Origin of the sequence: Streptomyces sp. NPDC047028 (assembly GCF_040644095.1) — a bacterium.
GTDB lineage: Bacteria > Actinomycetota > Actinomycetes > Streptomycetales > Streptomycetaceae > Streptomyces.
The window spans coordinates 164179-180263 of record NZ_JBEYVS010000009.1 but is presented as its reverse complement, the minus strand read 5'-3'; the positions used below and the strand labels follow the sequence as shown (position 1 = coordinate 180263).

The window sequence follows — 16085 nt, the reverse complement described above, 5'->3', positions numbered from 1 at the left end:
GGTGCCCGGTGCCCGGTGCCCGGTGCCCGGTGCCCGGTGCCCGGTGCCCGGTGCCCGGTGCCCGGTGCCCGGTGCCCGGTGCCCGGTGCCCGGTGCCCGGTGCCCTGGGAGTATGGGGGCGTGACTGGAACCCTTGTCCTGGCAGGTACCCCCATCGGCGACGTCGCGGACGCGCCGCCCCGGCTCGCCGAGGAGCTGTCGGCCGCCGACGTCGTCGCCGCCGAGGACACCCGGCGGCTGCGCCGGCTCACCCAGGCGCTGGGCGTGACGCCCAAGGGCCGGGTGGTGTCCTACTTCGAGGGCAACGAGTCCGCCCGCACCCCCGAACTCGTCGGGGAACTGCTCGGCGGGGCGCGCGTGCTCCTGGTCACCGACGCCGGGATGCCGTCCGTCTCCGACCCCGGCTACCGGCTGGTCGCCGCCGCCGTGGAGCAGGACGTCCGCGTCACCGCCGTACCCGGCCCGTCCGCCGTGCTCACCGCGCTCGCGCTGTCCGGGCTGCCCGTCGACCGCTTCTGCTTCGAGGGGTTCCTGCCGCGCAAGACCGGCGAGCGGCTGTCCCGGCTCCGCGAGGTGGCCGCCGAGCGGCGCACCCTCGTGTACTTCGAGTCCCCGCACCGGCTGGACGCCACCCTCGCCGCGATGACCGAGGTCTTCGGCGCGGAGCGGCGGGCCGCCGTCTGCCGCGAGCTGACCAAGACGTACGAGGAGGTACGGCGCGGTCCGCTCGCCGAGCTGGCGGCGTGGGCTGCGCAGGGGGTACGGGGGGAGATCACCGTGGTCGTCGAGGGCGCACCGGAATCCGGGCCCGAGGAGATCGACGCGGCGGAGATGGTGCGGAGGGTGCGGGTGCGGGAGGAGGCGGGGGAGCGGCGCAAGGAGGCGATCGCGGCGGTCGCGGTGGAGGTGGGGGTGCCTAAGAGGGTGGTATTTGACGCGGTTGTTTCTGCGAAGCGCTCCGCCGGGTAAGACGGCTCCCGGTGCGTTGTGGGGTGCGGTGCGGTGTCTGGTGCGGGTGCGTTGTGGCTGGTCGCGCAGTTCCCCACGCCCTCGCCGGGGCATTCCGGTGGACGCCCCGCGAGGCGGCTCCCTGGGGCAAAGCGGAGTAAAATTGCTCTCGCTGTAGGCAAAGATCGGGTCCTCTGAATGGGGGGCCCGGGGCAAGGAACGTCCAAATTGCCTCCAATACTCGACAGGGCGGATGCATTCGCGCTGGTTGAGGCGTCCACTTGTCGTAGGGGCGCACCCGTCCCTCGCCCCCTCGGGTTCCGGGGGAACCCTTGCCGGGGGTGCTTGTCCAGCGGACAAGAGGAGCAGCTGGCATGAGTGAGATCGCAGGGCGGACCGGCCTGAGCGGCACGGCCACAGCCGTCGTACACGAGTCGTACTCGTTCGCCTGCATGCGGTGCGGGCACGGCTGGGAGCAGTCGTACGCGATTGAGCACCACACCGGCGTCGACGGCCACCAGTACGTCACCTACGTGGCCGACGGAAGGGTCGTGCCCTCGCCGCTGACCCGGCCCACGTGCCAGAACTGCGACGGCCACGAGGTGCGGATCATGAGGCCGGGCCGTGTCTCCTCCGTGCGCAGCGCCGAGGAGCAGTACCAGCACCACGTGCCGGAGCCCGTGCTGCCGGAGAAGCCGGAGGGGACCCGGCTGCGGGAGGCCCCCGAGTCCCAGCGGGCGCGGGCCGACGAGCAGCACCACTGGCACCTGTCCGACCTGCTGCACCTCTTCCGCCACCGCAAGGCCGGCTGACCGGGCCGGAGGCCGGGGCATGCCCCTTTCGTAGGATCGGGGCATGCCTTCGAACGCCAAGGACGAGCACAAGGGCGACAAGAGCGCGGCACCGCCGCTGCCGGCTCCCCTGCGGGTGCCCGTCGCCGACTCGCACACCCACCTCGACATGCAGTCCGGCACGGTGGCCGAGGCGCTGGCGAAGGCCGCGTCGGTGGGGGTGACGACCGTCGTCCAGGTCGGCTGCGACCTCAAGGGCTCACGCTGGGCCGCCGACACCGCGGCGGCGTACGGACACGTCCACGCGGCCGTCGCCCTGCACCCCAACGAGGCCCCGCGCATCGTCCACGGTGACCCCGACGGCTGGTCGCGGCAGGGCGCGCGGGAGGGCGGGGGCGAGGCCGCACTGGACGAGGCGCTCGCCGAGATCGACCGGCTGGCCGCGCTCGCGCACGTCAAGGCCGTCGGCGAGACGGGACTCGACCACTTCCGCACCGGGCCCGAGGGCATGGCGGCGCAGGAGCGGTCCTTCCGCGCCCACATCGAGATCGCCAAGCGGCACGGCAAGGCCCTCGTGATCCACGACCGGGACGCCCACGCCGACGTCCTGCGCATGTTGAAGGAGGAGGGCGCCCCCGAGCGCACCGTCTTCCACTGCTACTCCGGCGACGCGGACATGGCCGCGATCTGCGCCCGCGAGGGCTACTTCATGTCCTTCGCCGGCAACGTCACCTTCAAGAACGCCCAGAACCTGCGGGACGCCCTCGCCGTCGCCCCGCTGGAGCTGGTCCTGGTGGAGACCGACGCGCCCTTCCTCACCCCGGCGCCCTACCGCGGCCGGCCGAACGCGCCCTACCTCGTGCCGGTCACCGTGCGCGCGATGGCCGCCGTGCGGGACGTCGACGAGGACACCCTGGCGACGGCGCTGGGCGCGAACACCGCTCGCGCGTTCGGGTACTGAGCGGTACTGGGCGCACGTTCGCCAGGACAACTGTCCGTAGCCGCGTCGCTTTGGAGAGTGACGCCCGCTCCGCTAGGTTCTGGGGGCCCGATCCGGACCCCTGAGGATCCCCCTGGAGCGTGTCGGCGTGAGCAAGTCGCAGTACGAGACCCACGAGGCGTACGAGGCGTACGAGGCGTACGGCCCGTACGGCCAGGACACCTCCGTGCACACCGCGGAGACCCTGCCGTACGGGCTGTACGAGGACACCTACCGGCCCGCCTACGAGGCCCAGGCGTACTTCGTCACCGAGCCGGCGCTGCCGTTGCCGAGGCAGTCGGCCGAGGCCGTGACGGAACCCCTGGTGGTGATCTCGCAGCACGAGGCGCCCGCGGGGACCGGCGGGCGCGCCGCGCGCCGGCGCAGGACGCACGGCGCCGAGCGCCCGGAGTCCGGCGGGCCGTCCGCCGTGCGCCGGCTGCTGCCGCAGGCCCTGGTCGTCGCCTTCCTCGCCGGCGGCACCACCGCGTTCGTCGCCAAGGACAAGGCGGTCGAGCTGAACGTCGACGGTCACACGCGCACCCTGCACACCTTCGCAGACGACGTGTCCGAACTCCTCGCCGAGCAGGGCGTGGACGTCGGCGCGCACGACATGGTCGCCCCCACCGGCGGCACGGACCTGGCCAGCGGGGACGAGGTCGCGGTGCGCTACGGCCGTCCGGTCCGGCTCACCCTGGACGGCGAGCGGCGCGAGGTCTGGACGACGGCGCACACCGTCGACGGGGCGCTCAGACAGCTGGGGGTGCGCGCGGAGGGCGCGTACGTGTCGACGTCGCGCTCCCAGCCGATCGGGCGCGCCGGGCTCGCGCTGGACGTGCGCACCGAGCGGGCCGTCAACGTCATGGCCGACGGCCGCACTCGCACCGTCCGCACCAACGCGGCGACCGTCCGCCAGGCCGTCGAGGAGGCGGGGGTCACCCTCCGGGGCCAGGACACCACCTCCGTGCCGCTCGACAGCTTCCCGCGCGACGGGCAGACGGTGACCGTGCTGCGGGTGCGGGGGCACCGGGAGGTCCGCGAGGAGCAGATCCCGTTCGCCGTGGAACGGGTGGAGGACCCGACGCTGTTCAAGGGCACGGAGGTCGTCGAACGGCCGGGCCGGCCGGGGCTGCGCCGGGTCGCCTATCTGGTCCGCACGGTCAACGGGGTGCGGGAGAAGCCGCGGCAGGAGGGCGAGGAGGTCGTGCGCAAGCCGCGGCGGCAGATCGTCAAGGTGGGCACCAAGCCGCTGCCGCCGTCCGTGCACGGCGCGGACCACCTCGACTGGCACGGGCTCGCCGCGTGCGAGTCGGGAGGCCGGCCGCACGCGGTCGACCCCTCCGGGACGTACGGCGGGCTCTACCAGTTCGACACCCACACCTGGCACAGCCTCGGCGGCACGGGGCGCCCTCAGGACGCCTCACCCTCGGAACAGACCTACCGCGCCAAAAAGCTGTACATCCGCCGAGGCGCCACCCCCTGGCCCCACTGCGGCCCCCGCCTCCACGGCTGAGTTCTTCCCGGCCCCGTGTTCGCGTGCGGGCCCGCCGTGGCCGCTCGCGCAGTTCCCCGCGCCCCTTGCGGGGCACGTCGTAGCTGCGGGCATGCGTGCCTCCCCCAGTGCCTTAAGGGCCTGGGGGACCCCCAGGGGCGGCACGGGTGGGCGCAGCGGCACCCTGGCGGCGCCGGTAAGCGGGCCCACCCCCGGCCCGCTGCGGTGCTGGGCGGCTTGGCGGCACCGGCGAGTACACCCCCGTACCCTTGTCGGGTGAGCAGCCCGCAGACCGACCCCCTCCTCGGCCCCGCCGACATCCGCGAACTCGCCGCCGCCCTCGGCGTCCGCCCCACCAAGCAACGCGGCCAGAACTTCGTGATCGACGCCAACACGGTCCGCCGTATCGTCCGCACCGCGGAAGTCCGCCCCGACGACGTCGTCGTGGAGGTCGGCCCCGGCCTCGGCTCCCTCACCCTCGCCCTGCTGGACACCGCCGGCCGGGTCACCGCGGTCGAGATCGACGACGTACTCGCCGCCGCCCTCCCCGCCACCATCGCCGCCCGCATGCCCACCCGCGCCGACCGTTTCGCCCTCGTCCACTCCGACGCCATGCACGTCAGCGAGCTCCCCGGCCCCCCGCCGACCGCGCTCGTCGCGAACCTGCCGTACAACGTCGCGGTCCCCGTCCTGCTGCACATGCTCGACACCTTCCCCAGCATCGAGCGCACCCTCGTCATGGTGCAGTCCGAGGTCGCCGACCGCCTCGCCGCCGCCCCCGGCAACAAGGTGTACGGCGTGCCCTCCGTGAAGGCCAACTGGTACGCCGACGTGAAGCGCGCCGGCGCCATCGGCCGCAACGTCTTCTGGCCCGCCCCGAACGTCGACAGCGGACTGGTCTCCCTGGTCCGGCGGACCGAGCCGGTCAAGACGACCGCCTCGAAGCGGGAGGTGTTCGCGGTCGTCGACGCGGCCTTCGCACAGCGCCGCAAGACCCTGCGCGCTGCCCTCGCCGGCTGGGCCGGTTCCGCCGCCGCCGCGGAGGCGGCCCTGGTCGCCGCCGGCGTCTCCCCGCAGGCGCGCGGCGAGTCGCTGACCGTCGAGGAGTTCGCGCGCATCGCCGAGCACAAGGAGCCCGCACCCCAGTGAGCGTCACCCCGGTGAGCGTCACCGTCCGTGTCCCCGCCAAGGTCAACGTCCAGCTCGCGGTGGGTGCCGCCCGCCCCGACGGCTTCCACGACCTCGCCAACGTCTTCCTCGCCGTCGGTCTGTACGACGAGGTCACCGTCACCCCCGCCGCCGGCCTCCGCGTCACCTGCGAGGGCCCGGACGCCGCCCAGGTCCCCCTGGACCACAGCAACCTCGCCGCCCGCGCGGCCCTCGCCCTCGCCGCCCGCCGGGGCATCGAGCCGAACGTCCACATCCACATCGCCAAGGACATCCCGGTCGCCGGCGGCATGGCGGGCGGCAGCGCCGACGGCGCCGGCGCGCTGCTGGCCTGCGACACCTTGTGGGGCACGGGCGCCTCCCGCGCCGAACTCCTCGCGATCTGCGCCGACCTCGGCAGCGACGTCCCCTTCAGCCTGGTCGGCGGTGCCGCGCTCGGCGTCGGCCGCGGTGAGCGGCTGACGGCCCTGGAGACCGGCGGCACCTTCCACTGGGTGTTCGCGATGGCCGAGCGGGGGCTGTCCACCCCGGCGGTGTTCCGGGAGTTCGACCGGCTCGCCGAGGGTCGGGACATCCCCGAGCCGGTGGCCTCTCGGGACCTGCTCGACGCGCTGGCCAAGGGCGACGCGGAGGCACTGGCCGCCACCGTCTCCAACGACCTCCAGCCCGCGGCCCTCTCCCTCTTCCCCGAGCTGACGGACACCCTGGAGGCGGGCCGCGCCGCCGGCGCCCTCGCCACCCTGGTCTCCGGCTCCGGCCCGACCACGGCCTTCCTCACGCGCGACGCCGAGTCGGCGGAGAAGGTGGCGGCGGCCCTGCGGACGTCCGGCACGTGCAGAACGGTGCGGACGGCGGCGGGGCCGGTGCCGGGGGCGACGGTGGTGTGAGCCGGCTCAGAGAGCGTCGATGGCGGTCAGGTCGATGTCGATGTCGTAGGGAACGCTGACCTTGAGCCGGTCGTGGTAGATGCCGGTCAAGGCATACGTGCCCGTGGCCTCACCACGTTCGTAGACCTGGACCACCGGGTGCTTGTCCTGGCCGGCCATGTCGACCAGCCAGAAGTGCGGGATGCCCGCCGCCGCGTACTTGTGCGGCTTGTAGTCGCGGTCCCGCGCCTCGGAGTCGGGCGACACCACCTCGACGGCGAGCAGCACATCGGCGACGTCGTAGTACGTCTGCTCCGGGCCCTTGACGGCTTCCGCGCGGATGACCGAGACCTCCGGCTCCGGGCCGTTGCGGCGGTCGATGACGACGGTCATCTCACGGCTGACCCTCAACTCGGCGGGCAACCCGGTGCGCAGCCCCCAGACCAGAAGGTCGATCGCATTCGCGTGAAAACGGCGCTGCGGACGCACGAAAACCAGGCTCCCGTCGATCAACTCGGTGTGCGGCGGGAGATCAGGCAGCGTGAACAGGTCGTCCACGGTGTAGCCGTCCTGCGGCGGCACCGGCCACTCGGTGCGGTGCTCTACGGACTCGGCGGTCATGGTTCCTCCATGGACGGGATCCTGCTGCCTGCCCTCCACCGTAGCGGCCCCTTCCCGATCACGTCATCACAAAGAGTGACCGCACTCCCACGCGCCGCCCCACCCCCCTCAGGGCCTACGCTTGAAGGCTGATCCATCCCCCCGGGCAGGAGTGAAATGGCCGTCAACCTGGTCAATGTCGAGAACGTCAGCAAGGTGTACGGCACCCGTGCCCTGCTGGACGGCGTGTCACTCGGCGTGTCCGAAGGGGACCGGATCGGGGTGGTCGGGCGCAACGGCGACGGGAAGACGACCCTCATCCGGATGCTGGCCAAAGCGGAGGAGGCCGACACCGGGCGGGTCACCCACTCGGGCGGGCTGCGGCTCGGCGTCCTCACCCAGCACGACTCGCTCGACCCGGAGGCGACCGTCCGCCACGAGGTCATCGGGGACATGGCCGACCACGAGTGGGCGGGGAACGCCAAGGTCAGGGACGTACTGACCGGACTGTTCGGCGGCCTGGACCTGCCGGGGTTCCCCAAGGGCCTGGACACCGTCATCGGGCCGCTGTCCGGCGGTGAGCGGCGCCGGATCGCGCTCGCCAAACTGCTCATCGAGGACCAGGACCTGCTCGTCCTGGACGAGCCCACCAACCACCTCGACGTCGAGGGCATCTCCTGGCTCGCCCGGCACCTGCGGGAGCGGCGCTCGGCGCTCGTCTGCGTCACCCACGACCGCTGGTTCCTGGACCAGGTCTGCACCCGCATGTGGGACGTGCAGCGCGGCGACGTCTACGAGTACGAGGGCGGCTACTCCGACTACGTCTTCGCCCGCGCCGAGCGCGAGCGGATCGCGGCCACCGAGGAGACCAAGCGGCAGAACCTGGTCAGGAAGGAGCTGGCCTGGCTGCGCCGCGGCGCCCCCGCCCGCACCTCCAAGCCGCGCTTCCGCGTCGAGGCCGCCAACGAGCTGATCGCGGACGTGCCGCCGCCCCGGAACAGCTCCGAGCTGATGAAGTTCGCGTCCTCCCGGCTCGGCAAGACGGTGTTCGACCTGGAGGACGTCACCGTGCAGGCCGGGCCGAAGGTGCTGCTCAAGCACGTCACCTGGCAGCTCGGCCCCGGCGACCGCATCGGCCTCGTCGGCGTCAACGGCGCCGGGAAGACCTCCCTGCTGCGGGCCATGGCCGAGGCCGCCCGCAGCGAGGGCGAGGCACAGCCGGCGGGCGGCCGGGTCGCAGTCGGCAAGACCGTCAAGCTCGCCTACCTCTCCCAGGAGGTCGCCGAGATCGACCCCGACTGGCGGGTCCTGGAGGCCGTGCAGCGGGTCCGGGAGCGCGTCGACCTCGGCAAGGGCCGCGAGATGACCGCCGGACAGCTCTGCGAGACGTTCGGCTTCGGCAAGGAGAAGCAGTGGACGCCCGTCGGCGACCTGTCCGGCGGTGAGCGGCGGCGGCTGCAACTGCTGCGCCTCCTCATGGACGAGCCCAACGTCCTCTTCCTCGACGAGCCCACCAACGACCTCGACATCGAGACCCTGACCCAGCTGGAGGACCTCCTCGACGGCTGGCCCGGCTCGATGATCGTCATCTCCCACGACCGGTTCTTCGTCGAGCGCACCACCGACCGCGTGTACGCCCTCCTCGGCGACGCCACCCTGCGGATGCTGCCGCGCGGCATCGACGAGTACCTGGAGCGGCGGCAGCGGATGGAGGAGGCGGTCGCCTCGCAGGCCGCCGCCACCGCGCCCAAGGCGGCCGTCCCCGAGAAGAGCGCCGCCGACCAGCGCGCCGCCAAGAAGGAACTCCAGAAGATCGAGCGCCAGCTGGACAAGATCTCCGAGAAGGAGTCCAAGCTCCACACCCAAATCGCCGATAACGCCACGGACTTCGCGAAGGTCGCCGAACTGGACGCCCAGCTCCGCGACTTGGCCGGGGAACGCGAGGAACTGGAACTGCGCTGGCTGGAACTGGCGGAGGACGCCTAGGGCCTGTCGGGCGCACGAAGATCCGCCGGACAGGCCCTTGGGTCTTTCGTTCGGATCAGGCCGGGCGGTGGCGCGCGCGGCGCCGGTTGCGCACGGGGCGTGAAGGGGGCGTGAAGGCGCGTAACGAGGGCATCACGGGCCGGTTCTCCCTTGGGAACAGGGGCGGAACCGGCCCCCTTCGCTGTCGGCGGCGGGTGATAGAAAGGGCCGTCTGAGAACTGTCGATACGCGGCCTTGGGTCGGTCACGAACCTCGGGGCGTGGCGAGAAATCAGTGAAACGGGGGAGAGCGCTGATGAGTCAGCCACCCAACCAGCCGCCGCAGGGCGGTTTCGGACCGCCGCCGGAGCAGCCGCCGCAGCAGCCGCAGGGCGGAGGATTCGGGGCACCGCAGACCCCGCCCGCGCAGGGCGGTTTCGGCGCGCCCCCGCCGCCCGCCCAGCCACCCCAGGGCCCCCCGCCGCAACAGCCCGGCTACGGCTACCCGCAGGCGCCCCAGCAGCCGTCCGCCCAGCCCGGCCCCTACGGCGCCCCGGCCGCGCCCGGCGCCCCCGGCCCGTACGGCTATCCGCAGCAGCCGGGCCCGTACGCCCAGCAGCCCCCGCAGGGCTACGGCTACCCGCAGCAGCCCGGATACCCGGGCGGCCCCGGCGGTCCCGGCGGTCAGAAGAGCGGGCTGAAGGGCAAGCCGGCTCTGATCATCGGCGCCGCGGTCGCCGCGCTGCTCGTCATCGGCGGCACCGTGTACGCGGTCAGCAGCGGTGGCGACGACGGCGGCAAGAAGAAGCCGGTCGCCGAGAAGAGCCACGACGACAAGCCCTCCGCGTCCGGCGCGCCCGCCAACCCCGGTGACGGCAGCGGCGACGGCGGCAAGGACCCGGAAAACCTCAACGACGGCCGGCAGCCCGGCGAGGCCAAGGTCCTCTGGTACAAGTCGGCGCCGGACGCGCCCGGTTCCGGCGCGGACGCCCCCGGCATGTGGATCACCGGCAAGACGGCGGTGAAGGCGGCGTACAAGCAGGTCTTCGCGTACAACGTCGGCGACGGCGACCCGGCCTGGTCCCCGATCACCTTCCCGCAGAAGATCTGCGCGGTCACCTCGCAGAAGTCGGCCGACGACAAGGCCGTCATCGCCTACATGAGCGGTACCAGCGACCGCGCCAAGTGCAACCAGCTCCAGCAGATCGACCTGAACACCGGTAAGAAGGGCTGGAGCGGCACGGTCGCCGACGGCGGCCTGTTCGACAGCGCGCTCAACGTCGAGCTGACCATCAGCGGCAAGACCCTGATGGTGGGCCGCTCCCAGTCGGGCACGGCGTACGACCTGGCCAGCGGCAAGAAGCTGTACGACAAGAAGAAGTACGGCGACAGTTGCTTCCCGACCGCGTTCGCCGGCGGCCCGAACCGGCTGATCCAGGTCGCCTCCTGCGACGCCATGGGCAGCAACGAGCACGACGAGATCCAGGAGCTGGACCCCGCGACCGGAAAGGTCCGCTGGACCCAGAAGGTGAAGAAGGGCTGGCAGGTCGCGCGGGCGTACTCCCTGAACCCGCTCGTGATCTACCTGACGAACGAGAAGAAGAAGGCATGGAACATCTCCATGCTCAGCGGCACGGGCAAGTTCACCTCCCAGGTCACCGTCAACGAGAAGTTCGCCCCGCAGTGCGGCTGGGCGATCCTCGAACGCGACCTGCAGGGCTGCTCGGGCGTCGTCGTCGACTCCTCCACGCTGTACCTGCCCACGGACAAGACGGGCGCGGCCAACGAGATCGTCGCGATCAGCCTGTCCAGCGGCAAGGAGAAGTGGCGGGTCAAGTCCCCCTCGGACGAGTCGATGTCGCCGATGAAGATCGAGAACGGCAAGCTCATCGCCTACGTGAGCCCGTCGTACGACGCGGGCGGCCAGGTCGTGGCGATCCCGACGACCGGCTCCTCGCACCAGCCGGCCAAGCTGCTGCAGAACCCGGCGGGCACGGCGGAGATCGAGAACGGCTTCTTCGACGGTGACACGGACTATGTGGACGGCCGCTTCTACATCTCCTCCACCCGGCTGACCGGCAACGACGACTCGAAGGAGAAGCTGATGATGGCCTTCGGCAAGTGAGCCCCGGCCCGGCCCCGTCCATCGTCCCCGGCCCGTCCGTCGTACCCCTTCCGCCGTCCGGCCCTTCGAGCTTCACCGAGGTACCTCCGTCATGACCCAGCCGCCCCCTCCGCCCCCCAACCAGCCCCCGCAGCAGGGCGGTTTCGGCCCGCCCCAGAACCAGCCGGCCCCGCCGCCGGCGGCCCCGGCGACCCCGCCCCCGCCTGCTCCGGCGACCCCGCCGCCCGCTGCTCCGGCGACCCCGCCGAGCCTGCAGAAGGGCCAGGAGTCCCAGCCGCCGCAGCCGCCCCAGCCGCAGCCGGGGTACGGCTACCCGCAGGCGCCCCAGCCCGGTTACGGCTACCCGCAGGCACCCCAGCCGCCCCAGCCCCCGGCGGGCTACGGCTACCCGGGCGGCCAGCCGCAGAACCCGTACGGCGCCCCGCCCACCCCCGCCTACGGCCAGCCGCCCACCCCCGCGTACGGCCAGCCGCCGACGCCCGCCTACGGCCAGCCCACCCAGCCCGGTTACGGCTACCCGGGCGGCCCGAACACGCCGATGCAGCCGCAGCCCGGACAGTCCGGCGGCGGCCGGAACAACACGACGCTGATCATCGTCGTCGCGGCGGTCGCCGCCATCGCGCTGATCGTCGGCGGCGGTGTCTGGTACGCCAAGTCCTCGGGCGGCGACGACAACAAGACGCACAACACCGCGAGTTCCAGCGGCGGCAAGAGCGGCGGCAAGAACGGCACGGGCGGCGGCTCCGGGGGCACGTCCTCCGGCGGCAAGGAGAAGGCGCCGTCCGACCCGTCCGCCAAGACGCTCTTCCAGGTCGACATGCCCAAGGTCAAGGACACCGTCGTCACCGACGGCTCCTGGCTGACCGACAAGGTGTACGCCAAGAGCGGCGTCGCCGAGATCAACGGCTACGACCCGGCCAAGGGCACCAAGCTGTGGACCATCAAGCTGCCCGGGCCAGTGTGCGCGGCCAGCCAGCACGTCACCGCGGACGGCAAGACGGCGGTCGCGTTCCAGCCGAAGATGCCCGCCGCGCACTCCTCCGCGGGCTGTAGCAAGGTCGCGGCGATCGACCTCGACGCCGGCACCAAGCTGTGGACGAAGTCGGTCGACTCCGGTGACTACCCGATCAACTTCAGCAATGTGACGGTCTCGCAGCACACCGTCGCCGTCGGCAGCACCAGCGGCGGTGCCGCCTGGAACATCGACTCCGGCAAGCAGCTGTGGCAGCCCAAGCCGGACGACACGTGCTACGACGCCGGGTACGGCGGCGGCGCCAAGCTGGTCGCGGTCCGCAAGTGCGGCGACTACGACAGCCGCGAGCTGCACATCCAGACCATCGACCCGAACTCCGGGAAGGTGATCTCCGAGTACAAGATGACGTCCGGCATCGAGTACGCGTCCGTGGTCTCCACCGACCCGCTGGTCGTCGCGGCCGATGTCGGTGACAGCGCCGGCGACGGCAGCGGCATCTCCGACTACTTCTCCATCGACAACAAGACCGGCAAGCTGCTCACCCGCATCTCCGCGCCCGGCAAGCAGTACGGCGGTGACTGCGACGGCATCACCCAGGTCGAGGGCTGCAAGCAGATCGTCGTCGGCAACGGCAAGCTGTACGTGCCGACCGAGGAGCACGACGGCAGCGGCGACAGCTACAGCCAGACCAACGAGATCATCGCCTTCGACCTCAGCACCGGCAAGCAGACCGGCCAGCGCGCCGACGCCGGCGACGGCTACACGATCTCCCCGCTGCGCATGGACGGCACCAACCTGCTCGCCTACAAGCAGCCGCCCTACGACAAGGGCGCCCAGGTCGTCAGCATCGACGGCGGCTCCTTCAAGGAGACCACGCTGCTGGAGACCGCCGCCACGGAGGCCGTGCAGCACATCGAGATCAGCATGCAGCCGGACTTCGCGGAGATCCTCTTCGGGAACGGCCGGCTGTACATGTCGGCGGTGTACGCCGACAAGCCGGACTCCGTGAGCAAGGACAAGGACTACCTCGCGGCCGCCTTCGGCGTGGACGGCTGATCGCGCGCCCCCCGAATGCGCGTGTGACCTGGAAGTGCCCCGGATTTCATCGATCCGGGGCACTTCTCGTCGGTACGGCAGCGCGACGTCGAACAAGCGTGTAGCTTCCGGGGGCATGAGGGGCGGGTGCCGGGGGGCGCTCTGTCTTTGTGCACCGGTGGGCGTCCATAGTTGGGGCATCCATGGGGGGGACTGGGGGGTTGCTCTATGGGAGTGCGGCTGATGGTCGTCGACGACCACCGCCTGCTCGCGGAGGCTCTGGCCTCGGCGCTGAAACTGCGCGGGCACCGGGTGCTCGCGGCGGCCGCTCCGGCCGCGGGGGCGGCCGAGCTGGTGATCGCGCGGGCGCCGGAGGTGTGCCTGCTGGGCACGGCGGCGCCGGCCGAGGCGGGGGCGTTCGACCCGGTGGTGCGGATCAAGAGTGAGCGGCCGCAGATCGCGGTCCTGGTCCTCGGCCCCGTGCCGTCGCCGCGCGGCATCGCGGCGGCCTTCGCGGCCGGGGCGTCCGGGTACGTCCGTCACGACGAGCGGATCGAGGGCGTCGAGCGGGCCATCATGAAGGCCCGGGCCGGCGAGGCGGCGGTCGCTCCGCAACTCCTCCAGGGTGCCTTCGCCGACCTCCTCAACCCGGCGGCCCAGCCGGACGACGAGGGCCAGCGCCTCCTGGAGGCGCTGACCCCGCGAGAGGTCGAGGTCCTCCTCCGCGTCGCCGACGGCGAGGACACCCGCCTCATCGCCGCCGGCATGCACATAGCCCCCAGCACGGCCCGCACCCACGTCCAACGCGTCCTCATGAAACTGGGCGTAGGCTCCCGCCTGGAAGCAGCAGCACTGGCCGCGCGAACAGGTCTACTGGACCGAGCGGGCCCTCTCCCCTAGCCGTACCGGCAACCCTCAAGGGGCGCGGGGAACTTCGCGATCAGTCACGACGGACCCGCGGCTTGGGTGGGCGGCCTGAGGCGGCGGTGCCCGGACGGCCGACGGAACGGCAACTCCCCAAAGGGGCGCGGGGAACTGCGCGATCAGCCACCACGGGCCCGCACTTGGCACGCCGGTCTGCCTACTCCCCCTTTTCCGGCAAGCTCTCCGGAGGAGCCGGCGGAGTGGGGCGTAGCTTCAGCCAGGCCAGGAAGAAGATGCCCAGCAGCAGCATGCCGATACCGGTCCACAGGTTGATATTGACCCCCTGCGCCTTGTCGATCGCGGACTGCGAATCCGTGATCCCGGCGATCGTCACGATGACGCCGTACAGCACGAACAGCCCACCGATGATCCGCCGCAGATCGAAGATGCGCGCGGCCGTCGCGGACCTCGCCTCCAGCTCGGACACCTCGCGCTGGACATCGTCCTCGGAGTAACCGGAGGAGTGGAAGGACTCGTGGTCGGGACGTTCACTCATGGTTTCCTCATCCCCCCGTTCAGAACGAGAACGGGATGTAGCAGGCGGCGGCCAGAACAACCGCGCCCCAGCCCAGCAGGGCCGGCTTGCGGTACCACGCGTCGTCGCCGGCGGCCGGCGGCTCGGACATGCCGGGGGACCGCGTGCCGTAGACCAGTCCCCGCAGCTCCCGCTCCGGCTTGGCCTTGGTGAACAGCGACACCGCGACCATCACGACCGCCCCGGCGACGAACCCGGCGATCGCGGAGACGAAGTTGGCGCCCTGGTCGGTGGGGATGGAGATGATCCCCTTCTTGTAGAACAGGAAGTAGTTGACCATCGCGGCGACCGTGCCCGCGAGCAGCCCCCAGAACCCGGACTTCGCGGACGCCCGCCGCCAGAACATGCCGACGACGAACACCACGAACATCGGCACGTTGAAGAAGGAGAACAGCGTCTGCAGGTAGCTCATGATGTTCGAGAACGACGACGCCAGGAACGCCGTACCGACCGACGCCAGCACACCGACCACGGTGATGAGCCGCCCGAACCGGACGTAGTACGCGTCCTCGCGCCCCCGCACCACGTACCGCGCCCAGATGTCGTTGGTGAACACCGTGTTGAACGAGGACACGTTGGCCGCCATGCCCGCCATGAACGCGGCCAGCAGGCCGGTGACGGCGATGCCGAGCACGCCGTTGGGCAGCAGCTCCTGCATCAGGTACGGGATGGCGTCGTTGTACTGGTAACCGGACGCCGGCGTACCGAACTTCGGCACGATCGCGGCGGCGACCAGCCCCGGGATCATCACCAGGAAGACGATGAAGATCTTCGGGTAGGCGGCGATCAGCGGCGTACGCCGCCCCGCGGAGAGGTTCTTCGCGGACAGCGCGCGCTGCACCTCGGCGAAGTTGGTGGTCCAGTAGCCGAAGGACAGCACGAAGCCGAGCCCGAGCACGATGGTCAGCCAGTTCGCGCCGAGCGGGTTGGCGTGGCCGATGCCGGTCCCGCCCCACGCGGTGGTGAAGTCGGCCCCGTGGCTCGCGGTGAGCTTGTCGGTCAGCCCGCCCCAGCCGCCCACTTTCTTCAGGCCCAGCACGGTGATCGGGATCAGCGCGGCCAGGATCACGAAGAACTGCAGCACCTCGTTGTAGATCGCCGAGGACAGCCCGCCGAGCGTGATGTACGCCAGCACGAACGCGCCGGCGACCACGATGGCCACCCACTGCGGCCAGCCGAGCAGCGCCTGGACGACGATCGCGAGGGCGTAGAGGTTGACGCCGGCGATCAGGATCGCGGCCAGCGCGAACAGGATCGAACTGAGCAGGTGCGCGCCCCGGTCGAAGCGCAGCAGCAGGAACTCGGGGACGGAGCGGACCTTGCTGCCGTAGTAGAAGGGCATCATCACCAGGCCGAGGAAGACCATGGCCGGGATGGCGCCGATCCAGTACCAGTGCACGGTGTAGGCGCCGTACTGCGCGCTGTTCGCGGCCATGCCGAGGATCTCGGTGGCGGCGAGGTTCGCCGAGATGAAGGCGAGGCCGGTGATCCAGGCGGGCAGTGAGCGTCCGGAGAGGAAGAAGTCGAGGCTGGTCTTCACCGAGCGGCGGGCCGCGAAACCGATGCCGAGGACGACGACGAAGTAGATCGCCAGGATCGCGTAGTCCAGCCCGTTGGTGGGGAGCCGTAGCCCCGCCGCCAGCTCGATGGGGACGTATGGGGGGGTTTGCATGCGTACTCGCTTCG

At 71.6% G+C, this 16085-nt stretch carries 13 protein-coding genes; 10 read left to right on the top strand and 3 right to left on the bottom strand.

All coding sequences use genetic code 11. The features are described from left to right. The first annotated feature begins 120 nt into the window (after positions 1-120). The 6 genes from rsmI to ABZ854_RS11370 all read left to right on the top strand — a co-directional run bounded on the left by rsmI (position 121) and on the right by ABZ854_RS11370 (position 6264). On the top strand, positions 121-969 hold the full coding sequence (rsmI, locus tag ABZ854_RS11395) for a 16S rRNA (cytidine(1402)-2'-O)-methyltransferase (RefSeq protein ID WP_361207799.1): 849 nt from the start codon (positions 121-123) through the stop codon (positions 967-969). A gap of 353 nt (positions 970-1322) precedes the next feature. Beyond that, on the top strand, positions 1323-1760 hold the full coding sequence (locus tag ABZ854_RS11390; protein ID WP_361207796.1) for a hypothetical protein: 438 nt from the start codon (positions 1323-1325) through the stop codon (positions 1758-1760). Between the two features lie 43 nt (positions 1761-1803). Then, positions 1804-2700, top strand: coding sequence for a TatD family hydrolase (locus ABZ854_RS11385; protein WP_361207794.1), 897 nt, complete (start codon positions 1804-1806; stop codon positions 2698-2700). Between the two features lie 127 nt (positions 2701-2827). Beyond that, positions 2828-4231: a ubiquitin-like domain-containing protein gene (locus tag ABZ854_RS11380; protein ID WP_361207791.1), complete on the top strand. Its 1404-nt coding sequence runs from the start codon at positions 2828-2830 to the stop codon at positions 4229-4231. Positions 4232-4486: 255 nt separating this feature from the next. Continuing rightward, entirely contained in the window at positions 4487-5359 is an 873-nt protein-coding gene (gene rsmA, locus ABZ854_RS11375; RefSeq protein ID WP_361207788.1) for a 16S rRNA (adenine(1518)-N(6)/adenine(1519)-N(6))-dimethyltransferase RsmA, read from the top strand. Between the two features lie 11 nt (positions 5360-5370). Further along, positions 5371-6264 carry a 4-(cytidine 5'-diphospho)-2-C-methyl-D-erythritol kinase gene (locus tag ABZ854_RS11370; RefSeq protein ID WP_361207874.1) on the top strand — a complete coding sequence of 298 codons (894 nt, stop codon included), beginning with the start codon at positions 5371-5373 and terminating at the stop codon, positions 6262-6264. A gap of 6 nt (positions 6265-6270) precedes the next feature. On the opposite strand, the gene ABZ854_RS11365 is transcribed toward ABZ854_RS11370, so the two are convergent. Next, positions 6271-6864 carry a Uma2 family endonuclease gene (locus tag ABZ854_RS11365; protein ID WP_361207785.1) on the bottom strand — a complete coding sequence of 198 codons (594 nt, stop codon included), beginning with the start codon at positions 6862-6864 and terminating at the stop codon, positions 6271-6273. 156 nt (positions 6865-7020) lie between these two features. On the opposite strand from ABZ854_RS11365, the gene ABZ854_RS11360 reads away from it, so the two are divergent. The 4 genes from ABZ854_RS11360 to ABZ854_RS11345 all read left to right on the top strand — a co-directional run bounded on the left by ABZ854_RS11360 (position 7021) and on the right by ABZ854_RS11345 (position 13840). Next, a complete protein-coding gene (locus ABZ854_RS11360) occupies positions 7021-8829 on the top strand; it encodes an ABC-F family ATP-binding cassette domain-containing protein (RefSeq protein ID WP_361207782.1) in 1809 nt (602 codons plus the stop codon). Between the two features lie 294 nt (positions 8830-9123). After that, entirely contained in the window at positions 9124-10932 is a 1809-nt protein-coding gene (locus ABZ854_RS11355) for a PQQ-binding-like beta-propeller repeat protein (protein ID WP_361207779.1), read from the top strand. A 91-nt stretch (positions 10933-11023) separates the two neighbouring features. After that, entirely contained in the window at positions 11024-12961 is a 1938-nt protein-coding gene (locus tag ABZ854_RS11350) for a PQQ-binding-like beta-propeller repeat protein (protein ID WP_361207776.1), read from the top strand. A gap of 207 nt (positions 12962-13168) precedes the next feature. After that, positions 13169-13840 carry a response regulator transcription factor gene (locus ABZ854_RS11345; protein WP_361207774.1) on the top strand — a complete coding sequence of 224 codons (672 nt, stop codon included), beginning with the start codon at positions 13169-13171 and terminating at the stop codon, positions 13838-13840. Positions 13841-14021: 181 nt separating this feature from the next. On the opposite strand, the gene ABZ854_RS11340 is transcribed toward ABZ854_RS11345, so the two are convergent. Further along, positions 14022-14360: a hypothetical protein gene (locus ABZ854_RS11340; RefSeq protein ID WP_361207771.1), complete on the bottom strand. Its 339-nt coding sequence runs from the start codon at positions 14358-14360 to the stop codon at positions 14022-14024. Positions 14361-14379: 19 nt separating this feature from the next. Then, the gene (locus tag ABZ854_RS11335) at positions 14380-16071 is read right to left on the bottom strand and encodes a sodium:solute symporter family protein (RefSeq protein ID WP_129308702.1); all 1692 of its coding nucleotides are present in this window, start codon (positions 16069-16071) and stop codon (positions 14380-14382) included. Between the last annotated feature and the right edge of the window lie 14 nt (positions 16072-16085).